Origin of the sequence: Streptomyces sp. MK7, assembly GCF_032658145.1 — a bacterium.
GTDB classification, from domain to species: Bacteria; Actinomycetota; Actinomycetes; order Streptomycetales; family Streptomycetaceae; genus Streptomyces; species Streptomyces spiralis.
This window is the reverse complement of sequence record NZ_JAVACL010000041.1, coordinates 44,646-62,652: the sequence shown is the minus strand read 5'-3', so window position 1 is coordinate 62,652 and position 18,007 is coordinate 44,646. Positions and strand designations below refer to the sequence as shown.

Below are 18,007 nucleotides of genomic sequence, written 5' to 3'. Positions count from 1 at the left end.
CGGCGCGCGGCCGTGACCGGCGAGGCACACCGGCTCGTGTGTGATGCGGTGGCCACGGAAAAGGCAGGCGCCTCGCTTGCGGGCTGGTTTCGAGCCGGACTCACTTGTCCGCGTACGGGCCGCCGCCGAAGAGGCCTGCCGTGGCGCGGGCAGCAAGCAGCTGACCGCCGTGGAGACGGCAGCCGTGGTGCTCGCGTTCCGCTACGAGGGCACACCGGTCACCGAGGAGTGGGACGACCTCGGCGTGCGGCCCTGCGGGCCGTCTGGTCGGGCTGGCGCCCGAGCGGCACCGGCTCGCGCGCACGGGTGGCCAGGGATCCGTCGCCATCGGTGAACTGGCGGACGAGCTCTGGATCATGGTCTGCCCGCGCTGTCGCGGCCGGCTGGTCGAGGTGTGCGAGAGCGCCGGATTCACCCCGCGCATCGACTTCGCCACCGACCGCTGTCCCGCCGCGGTCGCTCTGGTGGGCGCGGGTCTGGGCGGGGCCGTGCTGCCGCAGCTCGCCGTCGAGTCCGTACGGCCCCCGGGGGCGGATGCCGGCGCTGGAGCCGCCCGTGCGCCGGGAGATCGTCGCCCTCACGCTGCCCGGCCTCGCCCTGGTGCCGACGGTGGCGACGGCACGGCAGCAGTGAGTGCCATGGGCACGTGTGCGTGTGCCCGAAAGTGAAGAAGAAACGTTCCTTCAGGTGTTCGAGGCAGTGTCACCGGTTGACGGCGAGGTCGACACCAACTGCTTGCGTGCCCGGCCCATGAGTTCTTTGCGCTCGCCCTCGGTCAAGCCGCCCCACACGCCGTACAGCTCGCGCACAGCCAGCGCGTGCGCCGCGCACTCCGCACGGACCGGGCACCTCATGCAGACCTCCTTGGCCGAGTTCTCTCGAGCGCTCCGAGCCGACCTGCGCTCACCCTCCGGGTGAAAGAAGAGCGAACTGTCGACTCCACGACAGGCAGCCAGCAGCTGCCAGTCCCACAGGTCCGCGTTCGGTCCGGGAAGGCGGGAGAAATCTGTCATTACGTGACCCCCCTGTAGCCGTTCTGGGCGGATACGGTGCCAACGACCTGCCGCTCGCCCGGTGTTCGGTCCAGGAACGCAGCACCGAAGCCGTACCCGTGCGGCATCTACGTCAGCGCCCTTTCACAGCGTGTTCTTACCGCCCGGTCTCTGTGACGGTCGCTCAGAGCACGGACGACGCGGAGAGGGTGGTGTTCGGCGCCGCTGCCGGACGTCGTGTGAGCCACAGGCCAGGCACACGGCCACGGCCCGGCCACCGCTCCGGGACAGACGGGCCGCTCCCTTCGGGACGAGCGGGTGGCGCTTGTGCTCCAGCGCTCCGGAGAGAGGCAGCGGGGCGCAGCGCCCCCGGGACGGGAGCGCCGAACGTCTACCGCCCGTCTACCCGGCGTCGGCCGGACGGACCCGGGCAGGGGAGGGATACCGGGCAGCTGCCGCCAGGTCGAGCTGCCGGCGTCGGCGCCGTGGACCCGGCGTCTACTGGAGGTCTACCGGTCTTCCGCAGTGCCGGTGGGGCGGGCGAGACTGGCCGTCCCACCGGCACTTGCAAGGGGGAACCCTGTGGCGCTTGGCCTGCCTGCCGTAATACGGGCCTGTCTCTTCGACCTCGACGGCGTCATCACCGACACAGCCTCCGTCCATGCCGCTGCCTGGAAGGAGGCCTTCGACGCGTTCTTGCAACAGCGCGAAGGCAACGGGTTCCGCCCGTTTGCTCTGGACACGGACTACCGCGAGTTCGTCGACGGGCGGCCGAGAGCCGACGGCGTGCGGTGCTTCCTGTCTTCGCGCGGAATCGAGTTGCCGGAGGGCAGCCCTGACGACCCCCCGGGCCTGGATACCGTGCACGGCCTGGGCCGCTGGAAGACCGGCCTGTTCGACGCCAGGATCCGCTCGCAGGGAGCCGAGGTGTACCGGGACACCACGGCCTACCTCACGGCGGCCCGTGACGGGGGGCTGCTCACAGCCGTCGTCACATCGAGCGCCGACTGCCGCGAGATCCTGAGGGCGGCGGGTGTGGAGACGCTCTTCGACGCCTGGATCGACGGTGTCGTGGCCGCGGATCGGAACCTGCGGGGCAAGCCCCACCCCGACACGTTTCTGGCGGCAGCCCGCGATCTGGGCCAGCACCCTGCCCAGTGCGCGGTCTTCGAGGATGCGCAGGCAGGTATGGACGCCGGACGGTCAGGGCATTTCGGTTGGGTGGTCGGCGTCGACCGGACAGGCCACGCCGACGCGCTGTACGCCCATGGCGCCGACGTGGTCGTCAAGGACCTGAGAGACCTTGCCGGCACTCCCGATCAGCGGCTCCGGCCATGATCAGTCACCCTTCCTACGCCATCGAGCCGTGGGCACTGCGGGAGACCGCGTTGGACCTCGGCATGCTCGCCCAGAGCGAGTCCGTCTTCGCGTTGTCGAACGGGCACATCGGCTGGCGCGGCAACCTGGAGGAGGGCGAGCCCACGGGCTGCCCGGCACCTACCTCAACGGCGTCCACGAACTGCACGCCCTGCCGTACGCGGAAGCGGGCTACCGGGATTCATTCGCAGTGCACCGGCGTTCACGCCGGTGGTGAAGCGAATCTGGACGCGGCGGCGCGGAGCGTCGCCGAATCGTTCCAGCGGAGCTGGATTCGGGAGCCCCAGCCGCCTGAAGACCGCGACCGACCGGGCACCGCGGGAGCGCCTCCACGCCTGCGGAGCCTTCCAGCAGGAAGGGACGCCACGGTGACCGGCCACCGGCCGAGCCGACAGGCCGAGTCGTCCGTGTCCAGGGAAGCGGGCCCAGACGAAGGCCCCCGCCCGCACGGACGACGGGGAGGCGGCCCCAGTCAGGCCCCGATGACACGACCACAGGCGCACGGCCGCGCGGAGATGGGGACCGACAAGGTGTTCGTGCACCCTCCACCGGGCCCATCTGCTCGTCATGGGCGGTGCACCGCTCCCGTCGCAAGTTCCGGCCCGAAGGCGGGGCGTCACCGGCCGGACGCGGTGCGTCACGGAGGGCGCCGGCCTGCTCCTGTACGGCGAGTTCTCCATCGTGGATGATCCATTGGCTGCGGCCATGACGCTCTTTGGTCCAGAGGCCGCGACGCGCGTACGCCGGGCGGGTCGCTTCCGTCAGATGGCCCCGTTGCCGGCGGCGACGACAGGGCTTGTACACACAGCTGGTGTCGTCGAGGTGAGGTAGTCGATCGTGGCGGCGATCTGCTCCGGCCGGGCCGCGAAGCCCGCCGCAGTCTGGGGCCGGATGGTCGAGCCCGGCTCGCTCCCCAGGGGCGGGGGAGCAGGCCGGGCTCGATAGCGGCGACGCCCTCGAAGCGAGTCGCCGGACAGGCCGCCGTTGTCGGCGCGCCTCGCTGCGCAGCGGAGACCAGCCATGACGCGGAGAGGTGGCGACGCTCGGCGCAGCCGCACATACAGTCAGCCACCGCCGTGTGGACGAACCGGCGCGGCGGCGGACAGGTCGGCGGTGTGCGCGAAGCGTTCGGCGTCCAGTCCGATCTTTGCTGCGTAGAGGCTGAGGCCGTCCGGCTGCGGGGAGCCCTGGTGGGTGAGGAGCGGCCCTGCGCAGCGGTCGGTTCTGGCGCTTCGGTGGCGATCTGTGCGTGTGGACATCACTGGGAGGGAGGGAGGTGGCGCCAGACGTAGCGCGCGGCGCCGAGTGCTCCCGACAGCTCGTGGATGACGAGCCCGGCCCGGCCGCAGTACCTGCGCCCGTAGCCGCCGCACTAGAGCACCTCACCGTCGCCGAGCGCGGCCCGCCCACAGGAGAAAAGGACCTTGAAGTCCATTCTGTATCCTGCTAGCGTTCCCACCGGTAATCTGGCCGATGTGGCGGAACAGACGCGCGACAAAAACGACTCCCGGCTGACTGAGCGCGGGCGGGTGACTCGCGAGCGTATTTTGAGAGCCGCCGCCGACATGATGTACGTCAAGGGCGTGTCTTCCACGACTCTCGACGATGTCAGGGCGGCCAGCGGAACGAGTAAATCCCAGCTCTACCGCCACTACCCCGACAAGGATGCGCTCGTGCGGGACGTTGTTGCGTTGCAGGCTGCTGAAGTGCTCGAACGTCATTACCAGCTGCTGCGGCGGCTCAACTCTCTCCGCGGGCTGGAGCGCTGGCGGGACGCAGTGATCGAACGCAACGCGCTCCGAAACGGGGCGTACGGCTGCCCGCTGGGTTCCCTCGCGAGCGAGCTGGCCGATCAGGACGAAGAGGTGCGCAAGGTGATCGCCCGGCACTTCGATACCTGGGCGGGACTTCTCGAGGCCGGGCTCGTGCGGATGAAGGACTCGGGGGTCCTCCGTGCCGATGCGGACGCCGGAGAGCTGGCCACCGGCCTCATGGCCGCACTTCAAGGCGGCTACCTCCTTGCGCAGACGGCCCAGGACGTCAAACCCATGAGGATCGCCCTCGACATGGCGATCGGCCACGTCAAGGCCTATGCCGTGCCCGCCGAGGACGGCAATCCGTCTGAGGGGGACGCGGGAGAGCGTTAAGCCGTCCCGGGGCGAGACGGCGCCGAGAAGTCCTGGCGCTGCGCCACCGGCGGTTGCGTCGGGGTGTCCGTGCCGGCTGGACGTCACCGCGCTCCCGGCGGGCGGCCGGGGGCGTGACGGCGGGAGGACATGTTCGTCCGCACGCCCCACTGTCCGCATGCAGCGCCGGCGCCGTCGAAAAGCGGCGGGCTCCCTGCGCAGAGGGCCGGTCGCCGCCCTCCCTAGGGACCATTTGGTCCAGAAAATCGGGTCGAACTGAGGTATTGTTCGGGGCGAGCGGTCCCCTGTGGACGGCCAGGACCCAGTCGCACAAGGATCCCCAGGGCGGTAGGCACTATGCACCCAGGCGTCCAGTTCTCAGTGCTCGGCCCAGTCCGGCTGCACAAACAGGGGGTCGAGGCCGGAGCTGGTCAGCCGAGGCAGTGTGCCGTGCTCGCTTCGCTGCTGCTCAGGGCGGGCAAGCCGGTAAGCCTCTCGAAGCTGGTGGAGGACGTGTGGGGCGACGAGGCCCCACCGTCGGCCGTAGGCTCCGTGCGCACCTACGTATACAGGCTCAGACAGGCACTGGGGGAGCAGGGTAACAGCTCCGTGCGCTTGGTCGACGGGGGCTACCTGCTGCGCATCCAGCCGGACGCTCTGGACCTGAACAGGTTCAAGGAGACGGCGGCAAGGGCGAGGGAGGCGCGCAGCACCGGCGACCTGGCGTCCGCGGCGAGCCTGCTGGCCGAGGGCCTCGAGATGTGGAAGGGGGTGGCCCTCGCCGGGGTCCCGGGGCCGTTCGCGGGCCAGCAGCGCAGCGTCCTCGGTGAGCTGCGCCTCGCCTGTGCGGAGGAACAGCTCGCATGCGAAGTGGAGAGAGGCCGCTACGCGGAGGCCGCCGCGGAACTGTCCGCCCTGCTTGTCGAGCACCCGCTCCGAGAGCGCGTATGCGGCCTCCTCATGACCGCGCTCTACGGTGCTGGGCGGCAGTCCGAGGCCCTGACCATCTACCACACGACCAGTCACCTGCTGCGTCAACGCCTCGGCGTCAGCCCTTCGCCGGAGCTGCAGCAAGTCCACGAGCGCATACTCTCCGGGCGATTCCAGCTCCCGCACAGCGCCGACCGTCCGAAGGGCGAGCCACGGACGCCCCCGCCTCACGCCCCGGCCCAGCTCCCAGCCGCCCTTCCGAGCCTCGTCGGCCGCGAGAGGGAGCAACAGCAGGTCGAGCGCCTGGTCGCCGATGCAGAGGCGTCGTCCTCTGTGGCCATCTGCACGGTCGGCGGACTGGCCGGCGTCGGCAAGACAGCTTTCGCCACCACCGTCGCCCACCGTTTGGCTGACCGCTTCCCGGACGGCCAGCTCTTCGCCGACCTGCAGGGAGCCGGACCGGAGGCCGAGCCACGGGACCCCGCGCACGTGCTCGAGGACTTCCTGCAGTCCTTGGGGGTCCGTCCCGAGGACATGCCCGAGACCGCGCAGGCACGGGGGCTGATGTTCCGCGGCTTGCTCGCCAGCCGCCGAGTGCTCGTCGTGCTCGACAACGCATGGAACACGGACCAGCTGAAGCACCTCCTCCCCGGAGGTCCCGGCTCCATGGCCCTTGTCACCAGCCGCATGCAACTGCACGCGCTCGTGGCCGCCTATCAGGCACTTCCGCTGACACTCACACCCCTGAGCCAGACGGACGCACGCAGCCTCCTCGCGCGCCGACTCGGCGCAGCGAGGACAGCGGCTGAACCAGAGGCCGTCGACCGCATCATCAGGTTGGCCGGGCAGCTTCCCTTGGCCCTGGCCAACGTCGCCGCCCGCGCGGCCTATCGACCGCAGCTGCGCCTGGCGAGCCTGGCCGACGAGTACGAGGCGCTGGAGCACCGCACCCTGGACGCCTTCGCCAGCGACGAGGATCAGACGCTCGACGTCCGCGCGTCCATCACCCGCTCGTACCGCCTGCTCGACACGGAAACGGCCGCGCTCTTCCGCGACCTGAGCGCCTGCCCAGACCCCATGTTCGCAGCATCGCAGGCCGCGGACCTCGCCGGACGGCCCGAGTGCCGGGTCCGCCAGGTCCTGTCGCGCCTCACCCGAGCGCACCTCGTCTCAGAGATCGGTCCGGGCCGCTACAGCTGGAACCGGCTCGTGGCCGCGTACGCGGCGGAGCAGGCGGGGCGGAGGCTCCTTGACCAGGGCAAACCGGCCTGTTGGTAGGGCGAGCAGAGGCCGGCATCCATGTCGTGGTCACAGGCACCCCGCAGGGCCACCGCCGCGCAGACATGGGCACGCCGAGGCGGCCTGCCCGGCCCGCCTCACCACCCTTGGAAGGTGCGGGAAACATGACGAGTGCGTTGAAAGATCTGTCGGACGCCGGTGTGTCCGTGTGGCTGGACACCCTGTCGCGGGGGCGGATCGTGTCGGGCAGCCTGGCGGAGCTGGTCAGCAGTCGCTGCGTGGTGGGCGTCACGACGAATCCGACGATCTTCCGGGACGCGATAGCGCACGGTGCGGAATACGAGGCCCAGATGTCCGAGCTCGCGCTTCGCGGAGTGTCAGTCGAGGAGGCGGTCCGCACCATCACCGCGTGGGATGTGCGCGACGCCGCAGACATCCTTCGCCCCGCTTTCCTGGCATCCTCTGCCGGCCAGGACGGCCGCGTCTCCATCGAGGTCGACCCTCACCTGGCTCACGACACCGCGGCGACGATTGCCGAGGCACGTCATCTGGCCTGGCTTGTGGACCGCCGGAACACATACATCAAGATCCCGGCAACCGAGGCGGGCCTGCCCGCCATCACCGAGACCATTGCCCAGGGCATCAGTGTCAACGTGACCCTGATCTTCTCGCTGGCACGCTACCGGCAGGTAGCCGACGCCTACATGACAGGCCTCGAGAAAGCCCGAGCGGCCGGGCTGGACCTGTCGCGGATCTCCTCGGTCGCATCGTTCTTCGTCTCCCGCATGGACACGGAGGTCGACAGGCGCCTCGACGCCCTCGGCACGCCGGAGGCCAGAGCCCTCCGGGGCAAGGCCGCCGTCGCCAACGCCCGCCTGGCGTACGAAGCCTTTGAGGAGGGCTTCTCCGGTGAGCGCTGGAACCGCCTGCACCGTGCACAGGCGAACAAACAGCGCCCGCTGTGGGCCTCCACAGGTGTCAAGGACAGCGCGTACGAGGCCACCAAGTACGTCGCGGGGCTGATCGCCCCGGACACGGTGAACACCATGCCCGAGGCAACGCTGCTGGCCGTCGAGGCACAGGGGCTGGCCGCGGGCCGCGACGTCCGCGGCACATACGACGAGGCCCGGGCCGACCTCGAAGCGGTTGAGCGCCTGGGGATCCCCTACTCCGAAGTCGTCCAGCAGCTGGAGGACGAGGGTGTGGCGAAGTTCCAGGAGTCCTGGGACAGCCTTCTCACCGCGACCGAGGCCCGGCTCGGAACCGGCACACGCAGACTGCACACGCGGCAATGAGCAACACCCCTCCGGAACACCCCGATGCCCGGGCGCTGCCGAACCACCCGCACGCCGTTCCCCCCTCCAGGGAGAGCGGGGCGGATCACGTCCAGGGAGACGGCAGTACGATAGACTCGGCATTTGCGCCCGCGGCGGCGTCCCCGGCCCCGGGGACAGCAGCATGCTGACATGGCTCGCAAGCGCGGCCTGCCGGGACCTCGACACCGAACTGTTCTTCCCCCGTGAGCACGAAGGGTCCCGGTCGGCGTCAGGCCGACGAAGCGAAGGCCGTGTGCAAGGCATGCCCTGTCCGCCGACCGTGCGCCAGTTGGGCTCTCGCCACAGCACAGGAGTACGGAATCCGGGGCGGAATGGACGAGGAAGAACTGGTCCTGGCCTGCAGGAGAAAACACCTCAGCGCTCGGAAACGGTCCAGCTCCGGGCCTGACGCCTGACACAGAGCCGTCGTCCGTGCCAGGGACTTCCAGTACGCCGGGACAGCACAATTCGCGGGGCAGAAGGGATCTGACTCGGTTTGAGTTCCCCATACATCCCTCAGGGTGAGGTGCAGGTGGTGCAGCTCCTCGTGTCGCCGGTGCACCGGTACTCCGGACGGCCCGCCCAGGGGCCGTCAGCGGACCCGGCCGGCGGGCTGGTGCAGCAGGTCCATGTACGCCGTCACCTTGGAATCGTCGGCGACCGGTACTTCGCCCAGCCGGCTCACCGGGACGCGGCCGTGACCATCATGGCGGAAGAGAACCTGCCCACAAGCATCGATCCCGCTGTCGGCCTCCGACAGACGCGACGGAACATCCTGCTTCGAGGCGTCGACATCGACGCCTACGTCGATTGGACCGTGGAGCTCGACACCGGCGACGGCCCCATCGCGTTCACCGTCAACCGCGCCGCACGGCCCTGCGCGTGGATGGACGCTGTCATCGGACCCGGGGCGCAGCGCGCGCTGCGCGGCAAGGGCGGCGTACGGTGCACGCCGCTGTCGGACGGCGTGCTCAGTGTCGGCAGGGCGAGCTTCCGCGTGGTCGGGCCGCGCGAACGACGCTGATCCTCCCGTCTCACCTCGCGATCTTGTCGCGGACCCGGCTGAGAACAGGTACGGCCACGTGATCATCGGGAGTTGCGCGGACTCCTGAAGGCCGTGCGGTGCCCGCAGGCTACAACGAGACCTTGCCCGCCGGCGGGCGATGTCCGACCAGTCATGGGGCGGGCCGCACGCGGCCCGGGCCGATGCACCGCCTGCCGTGCTACGCACGCTGGGACGCCGACGCTGTCCACGACGACCTGCGCGCCCACGCCGCACGGCCGTACTCCAGTCCGCGCCGATACCGCCGCCGGCCGCCTGCCCGCCACGGCCTGGCACCGTCAGGGTGCGGGAAACGGCGCGGAAGGCCCGCGATACCACGACTGGGCCCGGATCCATATCGGTACCAGCAGCCATCACACCTGCTCAGCCGACGCAACCGGTCCACGGCGAACTCGCCTTCTGCCTGTGCTGGTCGCCTACCGAAGTGCCCCTCGATGAACCAGGCCGGGCTGTCCCGGGGCAGCCCGGGGCAAGGGACGGCGCGGCAGCCCGAGCAGATGCGGAACCCCCGGGCAGGCGCCCCGGGCCTGGCACCTGCAGACGCCGGGTAAGGAGTCCGCCACCGAGGCAGCTAACGGTGAACCAGCCGGCGGTTCGACGCCGCAGAGTCGAGGCCCCTGTCTGTCTGCCGCAACCTGGCGAAGGGGCGGGCCTCGCCCGTCTGGGCGTTCTCGTGTCGGACGGTCTTTGGTCAATGCCTACTTCACAGAAAGGGGAACACAACGTGGTACCAGCAAGGGGGTATGCCGTGTTGGCGGGCGGATGCTTCTGGGGCATGCAGGAGCTGTTCCGCTGGCTCCCGGGTGTCGTGGGCACCCGTGTCGGCTACACCGGCGGCGAGGTGGTGGAACCGACGTACCGAAACCACGGCAACCATGCGGAGGCGGTGGAGGTCACCTACGACCCGTCCTGGACGGACTACCGCAGCATCCTCGAGTTCTTCTTCCAGGTCCACGACCCCACCACGTTGAACCGGCAGGACAACGACATCGGCTTGCCCTTCAGGTCCGCCATCTTCTACCTGGACGAGGAACAGCGACGCATCGCCGAGGCAGTGATCACGGACTGCGACGCGTCTGGATTATGGCCGGGGAAGCTGGTTACCGAGGTCGTCCCGTCCGGCACGTTCTGGGAGGCGGAACCTGAGCACCAGAACTACCTCCAGCGCCATCCGGATGCGCCCATGAGCCAGTACATCCGACAAGAGTGGAACCTGCCGCGAGGACCGGCCTGACCTCCCCGCACCTGCCGCGGCATGTCATAGCAGGCGCGGAGGGGTCAGGCTGACGCGCCCTTTCACGCGATCCACGGTGACCCCGAATCGGCACCGGGGGTACGAAGCGCGGCCCAGGTGTTGATGCGGGCGGCCGGAAGGGACGACCGCATGGGCGCCGGCATCACCCGGTAGGCCCTCGGTCATCGGCGGATGACGGCCAGCACCTCGTCCCGCACCAGGGCCAGTGTGTCCGTGTCTGCCGCTTCCACATTGAGCCGCAGCAGCGGTTCGGTGTTGGAGGGGCGCAGGTTGAACCACCAGGCAGGGGTGGAGACGGTCAGGCCGTCGAGTTCGTCGACGGTGGTCTCGGCGTGTGCGGTGAAGTGAGCGCGTACGGCAGCGACGGCGGTGTCGGGGTCGGGAACCGTGCTGTTGATCTCTCCTGATGCCGCATAGCGCTGGTAGCGCTCGACCAGGCGGGACAGGGGCTCCGGCTGTGAACCGAGGGCGGCGACGACGTGGAGGGCGGCGAGCATGCCGGTGTCCGCGTTGTAGAAGTCGCGGAAGTAGTAGTGCGCCGAGTGCTCGCCGCCGAAGACCGCATTCGTGCGAGTCATCTCGGCTTTGATGAATGAGTGGCCCACCCGCGTGCGGACCGGGGTGCCGCCGAGCTCGCGGACCACCTCGGGCACGGTCCGTGAAGTGATCAGGTTGTGCAGCACGACGCTTCCCGGGTGTTCGGCCAGCAGCCGGGCGGCGATCAGGGCAGCGATGGCGGACGGGGCCACGGCTTCGCCGCGCTCGTCGACCACGAAACAGCGGTCGGCGTCGCCGTCGAAGGCCAGACCCAGGTCGGCCTGCGTCTCACGCACTGCGCGCTGCAGGTCGACGATGTTGGCGGGGTCGAGCGGGTTGGCCTCGTGGTGGGGGAAGGTTCCGTCGAGTTCGAAGTAAAGCGGGACGATCTTCACCGGCACGTCATGGAAGACGGCCGGCACGGTCAGTGCGCTCATGCCGTTGCCGGCGTCCACCACGATGCGGAGCGGGCGCACGGCGTGGACGTCGACCAGGTTCAGCAGGTGGGCCGCGTACTCCTTCAGCATGTCGAGCCGGGTGATCGAGCCCGCGGGGCGGGGCGGGGCGGGCAGTGGTTCGCCGGACGCCCAGCGTTCGACGAGCGTGCGGATGGCGCGCAGCCCGGTGTCCTGGCCGATCGGTGCCGCACCGGCCCGGCACATCTTGATGCCGTTGTAGCGGGCAGGGTTGTGGCTGGCGGTGAACATGGCGCCGGGCAGGTGCAGGGCACCGCTGGCGAAGTACAGCTCGTCCGTGGAGCACAAGCCGATCTCGGTGACGTCGGCGCCCTGTTCGGTGGCGCCCCGCGCGAAGGCGTGGGCCAGGGCGGGCGAGCTGGCCCGCATGTCGTGGCCGGTGACGATGGCGTCGGCGCCGGTCGTCTCGACGAAGGCGGCGCCGAACAGCCGGGCGAGCTCCTCGTCGAGCTGGTCCGGGACGAGGCCGCGGACGTCGTAGGCCTTCACCACGGCGGACAGGTCGACACCTGGTCTGTCGTTCACTGGATTTCTCCAAGGAGGATGCCTCGGCCTTCAGGCCGGGGACGGATCGGATTCCTGCGGATCAGGGCAGGCGCCGGACGCAGGATGTGGGGGCCGCCCGCTTACGCCTTCCGGCTTCGCGTCGTCCGCTGGCCTCCGCATGGCGCTGGATGCGCAGTGGGCGCGCTGCCGCTGGATCTGAAACGCCTGCGTTGCTGGGTCCGAAGCCGCACATCTCTGCACCAAGGCGACCGGCGAGAAGGTGACGTGCGGTCCGGCCCGGCCCGACAGGACCGAGGGCGTAAGACCACCTGGGCCGCCGGCCCATGCGGCGGCCTGAGCCGTAGATCTCCGTGCAGCCGTGGACGGTGAGCAGTCCTCTCCCTTCCGGGAGGGGAGCAGTCAATGCGGGTACTCCTCGCAGGTCAACCAGATGGCGGTGTCCTGGGGGACGTCGCGACCGTCGAGCGGTGCGCTGGACAGCAGTACTCGGGCGCCATCGTCCAGCGGGACGGGGCGCGGCCCGAAGTTGACCAGGCAGCGCAGCCGGGGCGATCGGTCGAAGGCGAACCACTCGCCGTTCGCCGGGCCCTGGACGCGCAACGCCGTGTCCGGGGCGGGATGGTCGTGACGCAGGCGCAGTGCGGCCTGGTACAGCGCGAGCATGGAGTGCTCGTCGTCCTGCTGCGCCGCGACGGTGAGTTCGGCCCAGTCGGTGGGCTGCGGGAACCAGCAGGCATCGGGCGTGGCCACGCTGAAGCCGTACGGAGGGGCGGTGCCGGACCAGGGGAGCGGCACCCGGCAGCCGTCGCGTCCGCGGTGGCGGTGCTCGGAGCGTTCCCACAAGGGGTCGCGGATCCGGTCGTCGGGGATGCGGGCCTGCGGCAGGGCCAGTTCCTCACCCTGGTACACGTAGGCCGCGCCGGGCAGGGCCAGCATGAGCAGGGCCGCCGCACGGGCGCGCCGCTCACCGAGTCGGCCGCCTCCGTAGCGGGTGACGGGACGGATCGCGTCATGGCTGGAGAGGACCCAGGTGACGGGAGCACCCACCGCCCGCATGGCGTGGGCCGACTGCTCGACCACCTCGCGCATCGCCGGTCCGTCCCAAGGGCATTCCAGGAGAGCGAAGTTGAACGTCTGCTGCATCTCGCCAGGGGCGACGTAGCGGGCCAGCCGCTCGCGGTCGAAGATGCCCGCCTCGGCCACCAGGACGCGTTCGGGCGGGGCCACCGCCCCTGCGGGGGCCGGATGTCGGTCCAGCAGAGTTCGCCAGTTCCTGAAGAGCGGGTGCAGTTCCTCCTGGTCGTAGTAGGGCATCAAGTGGTTGCGGTGGACGTCCTGGTGCTGGCCGGGACCGGCATCGGGCAGTCCTTCGGCCTTGAACAGGGTGTGGGCCACGTCGACGCGGAAACCGTCGACCCCGCGGTCCAGCCAGTGCCGGAGGATCCGCTCGAACTCGGCGACCACCTGGGGATGGCGCCAGTTGAGGTCGGGCTGCTGGGGCGCGTGCAGGTGCAGATACCACTGCCCTGGGAGCCCGTCCGCCTCGTCGATGCGGGTCCAGGCGGGGCCGCCGAATGCGGACTGCCAGTCGTTGGGCGGCAGCTCGCCCTTTTCGCCGCTGCCGTCCCGGAAAATGTACCGCTGCCTGGCCGGGGAGCCGGGCGCGGCGGCAAGCGCTTCGAGGAACCAGGGATGCTGGTGGGAGGTGTGGTTGGGGACCACGTCCACAAGGACCTTGATCCCGAGGGCGTGTGCCTTGGCCACCAGGGCGTCGAAGTCGGCTGGTGTGCCGAGGTCTGCCGCGACGCCGGTGTGGTCGGCGATGTCGTAACCGCCGTCCGCCAGCGGCGAGGGGTAGAAGGGGGTGATCCACACCGCGTCGACGCCCAGACGCGCCAGGTGGTCCAGGCGGGCGGTCGCTCCGGGCAGATCCCCGGTGCCGTCGCCGTTGCCGTCCGCGAAGGCGCGCGGGTGGATCTCGTAGCAGACCGCCTCCCGCCACCATGGGACGGGACCGGTAGGTCCGGGCACCGCCGTCATCGGGTGCCTCCGGCCAGAACGGGGGTGGTGAGGGACATGGTGTGGCCGCTTCGCGCGGATCGGGTCGCCGCCCGGGCCACGGCCACCGCGGTCAGCCCGGCCGTGGCGTCGGCCTGCGGAGTGCCGCCGTGCACCGCGCAGTGCAGGAGGTCGGTCATGGCCGCCCGCACGCTCTCGGCGTACACGTGCTGTTTGCGGCCCTCACCGCCCAGGTCCACGACGCAGTCGGCCCGGTGCGGGACGCTGCGCGTCACACCCCGGCCGCGAGCGGGCCGGGCGGGGCCGGCGTCGCGTGTCACGGAGACCGTGATGCGCTCCTCGCCGTGCGGCCGCAGCCCGGGAACCGCGAGCAGCTCGCCGGCCCGCGCGGGCAGTGCCTCCCAGCGGGCCGCGCCCGCCTCGTCGGTCCACGCGGTGATCGTGGCGTACGTCGGGATCCAGCCGGTGACGCGGGCCTCGGCGAAGCCGTAGTCGAGCCGCATCAGCTGACGCTCGGCGCGGTGGGCGTGGGTGAAGGAGTGGGTGTGGGTGGCGACCGCGCCGCCGGGGTGGACGGCGGTGGCCACCACGATGTCCACCGGTCCGCCCTCCCGCCGCACCTCGGTGCCCTGCACCCGGAGCGGGTCGCTGCCCATCAGGACGCTGGCGGCGTCGAAGAAGTGGACGCCGTGCTCGACGTGGATGCCGCCGCTGTGCGCCGGGTCCCAGAACCAGTGGTCCGGGCCGAGGTCCTCGTCGGAGGCGTCGTTCTCGAAGGCGAACCGCCGCAGTCCGTCCAGGAGTTGCTCCTGTCCGAGCCGCTTCAGCAGGCGCAGGACCGGGTTGTAGCGCAGCACGTGGTCGACCACGAACACACCGTGCGAGCGGTGGCTCTCCGCCGCGACGCGCGCGGCGTCCTCGACCGTGAGCGCCATGGGCTTCTCGCAGAAGACGTGCTTGCCCGCCCGGAGGGCGGTCACCGCGGCGTCCGCATGCGCGGCCGGCGGGGTGGCCAGGACGACCACGTCGACGTCCGCCAGCGCGGCCACGTCCTCCACGCTCGTGTGGACGGCCGCGCCGTACCGGCCGGCGAGCGCCTGCGCTCGCCGCCGGTCGGCGTCGGCGCACGCGGCGACGCGGACACCGGGCAGGTCGTGTATCGCGTCCAGCACGAACGTGCCGAAGGCTCCGCAGCCGACCAGCGCGACGGCGTGCCCGATGGGTGCGGGGATCATGCGGACCGGTCCAGCCGGGCCACGCCGATGTGCGCGTCGGCCATGCCGTAGAAGACGTAGCGCACGCCGTCGATCTCCTCGATCGCGGTCGGGAAGACCACGTTGGGCACGGTGCCGGAACGCTCCTCCTCGGTCTCAGGAGCCATCAGCGGCTCGGAGGTGCGGGCGACGACGCGGCTGGGATCGGCGGGATCGAGGATCATCGCGCCGGCGGCGTAGTTGACCGTCTGCGCCTGTGCGAAGGGGTCCCCGATGGTGCCGGAGACGCCGTGGTGGATCAGCAGCCACCCCTCGTCGACCCGGATCGGAGCCGGCCCGGCGCCGATCTTGAGCTCTTCCCAGGAGTACTCGGATGGGGCGACCAGCCGGTGGTGGCGCGGCCGGGTCAGGGCGCTCAGGTCCTGCTTGACCTCGTCGACGGGTACGTACGAGATCCAGATGCCGGGGCGCTCGTCGCTCACCCCGGCGGGCAGGTGCACGCCCTCGCCGGGACGGAACCAGCCGAGGTCCCACATCGGGCGGTGCAGCATGGCGTAGTACATCGCGCCGTCCGGGCCCGGCACGGGCTCGGGGAAGTGCACGACGTCCTTGTTGGGGAAGAGGTTGAGGTCGGTGTCCAGGTCGGGTTGGTACGCGAACTGGAGGGGGCCGAGGCGTTCCCAGCCGACCAGGTCCCTTGAGACAGCGAGGGCGGGCTTGGGGCCGAGCGGCCCGTAGGCCACGTACGACATGACGTACAGGCCCAGATCCTCGATCCAGGTGGTGCGGGGGTCCTCCACACCGGCGTTGTTCTTGCCGCGCTCCCAGCCGGCGTCGGGCGCGAGGACCACGCCACGGCGCTCGACGCCGGTGGGCACACCGTTGTCCAGGACGACCTCGGCGAGGCCGACGCGGGAGACGTTGCCCTCGGAGACGAGCCGGGGCAGCAGATGCAGCCTGCCGTCGGGGGTGCGGCCGGAGGCCGGGTTGAGCACGCCCTCGACTTCGTTGGCCTCGCCGGGCAGCGGAGACATCACGACGCCGACCCGGGTCAGGGTGTAGGGGACAGGGGCGGTGGTGCTGTGGGACACGAAGTTCAGCCCTTCGTTGCCGAGTCGATGTCGGTGGAGTTGAAACGGCTCTGGAAGACGAGGTAGAGGGCGACCGCCGGTGCGGCCAGGACGCAGGCCCCGGCGAGAATGGCGCCGAAGGGGTTGGCGGCGGCGGAGGCGACGGTGCTGATGTAGTTGGCCAGCGAGACGGCCAGAGGCTGCATGTCCTGCCGCTTGGTCACCAGAAACGGCCAGAGGAACTCGTTCCAGGGCCCGGTGAAGCTGAGCAGCACGACCGACATCAGGGCCGGTTTGCACAGCGGCAGCGCGATGCGGAACAGGATCTGCAGCTCACCTGCGCCGTCGATGCGGGCGGCCTCGAACATGGCGGCCGGCAGTTGCAGGAAGAACTGCCGGAAGATGAACACGGCACTGGTGTTGATCGCGAACGGCAGGATCATGCCGAGGTAGGAGTCGGCGAGACCGTAGTCGCGGACGATCAGCACGTACAGCGGGATCAGCAGCAGCTGGAACGGCACGACCTGGACCAGCAGAACCAGGGCGAACGTCGAGCCACGGCCGCGGAAGTGCAGCCGGGCCAGTGCGTAGCCCGCGAGCAGGCCGAACACGGTGGTGCAGATGATCACGCCGCCGGTGAAGATGCCGGAGTTCACCAGCGACCTGCCGAGCGAGATCGCCGAGTCGATCGCCGCGTAATTGTGCAGGCTCAGGTTGGACGGGTCCGGGAACGCCCCGGCGGGGCTGGAGTCGGGCTCCTTCTGAAGGGAGCCGATGATCATGTAGTAGAAGGGGAAGAGGAAGGCAAACGCGCCGATGAGCAGCGCGATGCGGGATCCGGTCGACCGGGTGCGGGGCCGCGGAGCGTGCTCGGTGGTGCGGTGCTCGCCGGTGGCCAGGGCTGCGACGTCGGTGGCCATCTCAGTCCCTCTCCACGAAGCGTCGGTAGACGAGCGAGATGGCGGTGATCAGTACGACGAGGATCACGCCGATGGCCGCCGCCTCGTCCGGGTGGCCCTGCTGCAGACCCCGCTGGTACATCAGCAGTACGGGCGAGGTCGTCGCGCCGTCGGGACCACCGCCGCTGGTGAGCAGGTAGGGCTCGGTGAAGAGGTTGGCGCCGGTGATGGTGGCCAGGATCAGAACCAGGAGGGTGGCCGGCCGGACCGCGGGGACCGTGATGGAGCGGAAGATGCGCAGCCGTCCGGCGCCGTCGATGGCCGCCGACTCGTACAGCTCCTGGGGCACGTTCTGCAACGCCGACAGATACAGCACCACGAAGAAACCCAGTTGTTTCCAGGCCACGAAGACGGCCACGACCGGCATGGCGAGGTGGGAGTTGACCAGCCAGGACGGATCCGGCGCCAGCGGGCCGAGCGCATGGTTGACCAGGCCGTCGCTGTTGAACAGGAACAGCCACACACCGACGACCGCGACGCTGGCCGTGATGTAGGGGATGTAGTAGGCGGTGCGGAAGAAGGACCGGAAGGGCAGCTTCTTGTTCAGCGCGTCGGCCAGGACCAGGGAGCCGACGGCGGTCAGCGGCACGTTGATGACCAGGAAGACGGCGATGTTGAGGAACGAACGCCAGACGTCGGGGTCGGTGAGTACCGTCGTGTAGTTGTCCAGGCCCACGAAGGGCCGGTCCACCTGGACGCCGGGGGCCGTGAAGAAGTAGTCGTGGAACGACATCCACACGGCGAAGCCGAGGGGATACACAAAGATCGCGGCGAGGTAGAGCAGGTACGGGGAGACGAACAGCATGCCGATGGGCTGATGGCCGCCCAGCCGAAACCGCCACCGCTGCCGGGGTGCCGGCGCCTTCGGCGTGGTCCTGGCGGCAGGTCGGGGCCAGTGGACGTCAGAAGTGCTGGAGGACATGGCGG

14 protein-coding genes and 2 pseudogenes are annotated in these 18,007 nt (G+C 70.2%); 9 read left to right on the top strand and 7 right to left on the bottom strand.

Going from position 1 to position 18,007, the window contains the following annotated elements; translation table 11 throughout:
* Positions 1 to 184 precede the first annotated feature (184 nt).
* Positions 185 to 633: pseudogene (locus R2S09_RS31970) on the top strand (LysR substrate-binding domain-containing protein); the annotation flags it as partial.
* A 50-nt stretch (positions 634 to 683) separates the two neighbouring features.
* On the opposite strand, the gene R2S09_RS31965 reads toward R2S09_RS31970, so the two are convergent.
* On the bottom strand, positions 684 to 1,013 hold the full coding sequence (locus tag R2S09_RS31965) for a WhiB family transcriptional regulator (RefSeq protein ID WP_306192363.1): 330 nt from the start codon (positions 1,011 to 1,013) through the stop codon (positions 684 to 686).
* A 561-nt stretch (positions 1,014 to 1,574) separates the two neighbouring features.
* Between R2S09_RS31965 and R2S09_RS31960 the strand changes: the two genes are divergently transcribed.
* The 8 genes and pseudogenes from R2S09_RS31960 to msrA all read left to right on the top strand — a co-directional run bounded on the left by R2S09_RS31960 (position 1,575) and on the right by msrA (position 10,277).
* Positions 1,575 to 2,330: a beta-phosphoglucomutase family hydrolase gene (locus tag R2S09_RS31960; RefSeq protein ID WP_316744775.1), complete on the top strand. Its 756-nt coding sequence runs from the start codon at positions 1,575 to 1,577 to the stop codon at positions 2,328 to 2,330.
* A pseudogene (locus tag R2S09_RS31955) lies at positions 2,327 to 2,544 on the top strand (hypothetical protein); the annotation flags it as partial. The gene R2S09_RS31960 and the pseudogene R2S09_RS31955, both read left to right, overlap by 4 nt.
* Positions 2,545 to 3,793: 1,249 nt before the next feature.
* On the top strand, positions 3,794 to 4,516 hold the full coding sequence (locus R2S09_RS31950; RefSeq protein ID WP_306192365.1) for a TetR/AcrR family transcriptional regulator: 723 nt from the start codon (positions 3,794 to 3,796) through the stop codon (positions 4,514 to 4,516).
* A gap of 429 nt (positions 4,517 to 4,945) precedes the next feature.
* Entirely contained in the window at positions 4,946 to 6,703 is a 1,758-nt protein-coding gene (locus R2S09_RS31945) for an AfsR/SARP family transcriptional regulator (protein WP_316744773.1), read from the top strand.
* A 125-nt stretch (positions 6,704 to 6,828) separates the two neighbouring features.
* Positions 6,829 to 7,959, top strand: coding sequence for a transaldolase (gene tal / locus R2S09_RS31940; protein WP_306192394.1), 1,131 nt, complete (start codon positions 6,829 to 6,831; stop codon positions 7,957 to 7,959).
* A gap of 224 nt (positions 7,960 to 8,183) precedes the next feature.
* A complete protein-coding gene (locus tag R2S09_RS31935; RefSeq protein ID WP_316744772.1) occupies positions 8,184 to 8,396 on the top strand; it encodes a WhiB family transcriptional regulator in 213 nt (70 codons plus the stop codon).
* A gap of 290 nt (positions 8,397 to 8,686) precedes the next feature.
* Positions 8,687 to 9,004, top strand: coding sequence for a molybdenum cofactor biosysynthesis protein (locus R2S09_RS31930; protein ID WP_316744777.1), 318 nt, complete (start codon positions 8,687 to 8,689; stop codon positions 9,002 to 9,004).
* A 733-nt stretch (positions 9,005 to 9,737) separates the two neighbouring features.
* The gene (gene msrA / locus R2S09_RS31925; protein WP_316744770.1) at positions 9,738 to 10,277 is read left to right on the top strand and encodes a peptide-methionine (S)-S-oxide reductase MsrA; all 540 of its coding nucleotides are present in this window, start codon (positions 9,738 to 9,740) and stop codon (positions 10,275 to 10,277) included.
* Positions 10,278 to 10,459: 182 nt separating this feature from the next.
* On the opposite strand, the gene R2S09_RS31920 is transcribed toward msrA, so the two are convergent.
* The 6 genes from R2S09_RS31920 to R2S09_RS31895 form a co-directional block, all read right to left on the bottom strand.
* Positions 10,460 to 11,836, bottom strand: coding sequence for a phosphomannomutase/phosphoglucomutase (locus R2S09_RS31920; protein WP_316744768.1), 1,377 nt, complete (start codon positions 11,834 to 11,836; stop codon positions 10,460 to 10,462).
* A 381-nt stretch (positions 11,837 to 12,217) separates the two neighbouring features.
* On the bottom strand, positions 12,218 to 13,858 hold the full coding sequence (locus R2S09_RS31915; protein WP_316744766.1) for a glycoside hydrolase family 13 protein: 1,641 nt from the start codon (positions 13,856 to 13,858) through the stop codon (positions 12,218 to 12,220).
* A complete protein-coding gene (locus R2S09_RS31910; protein ID WP_316744765.1) occupies positions 13,855 to 15,072 on the bottom strand; it encodes a Gfo/Idh/MocA family oxidoreductase in 1,218 nt (405 codons plus the stop codon). The genes R2S09_RS31915 and R2S09_RS31910 overlap by 4 nt, the downstream gene beginning before the upstream one ends.
* The gene (locus R2S09_RS31905) at positions 15,069 to 16,142 is read right to left on the bottom strand and encodes a glycosidase (protein ID WP_316744764.1); all 1,074 of its coding nucleotides are present in this window, start codon (positions 16,140 to 16,142) and stop codon (positions 15,069 to 15,071) included. Before R2S09_RS31905 ends, R2S09_RS31910 begins: the two co-directional genes overlap by 4 nt.
* Positions 16,143 to 16,147: 5 nt before the next feature.
* Positions 16,148 to 17,041 carry a carbohydrate ABC transporter permease gene (locus R2S09_RS31900; RefSeq protein WP_316744763.1) on the bottom strand — a complete coding sequence of 298 codons (894 nt, stop codon included), beginning with the start codon at positions 17,039 to 17,041 and terminating at the stop codon, positions 16,148 to 16,150.
* 1 nt (position 17,042) lies between these two features.
* On the bottom strand, positions 17,043 to 18,002 hold the full coding sequence (locus R2S09_RS31895) for a sugar ABC transporter permease (protein ID WP_316744762.1): 960 nt from the start codon (positions 18,000 to 18,002) through the stop codon (positions 17,043 to 17,045).
* Positions 18,003 to 18,007: the final 5 nt, after the last annotated feature.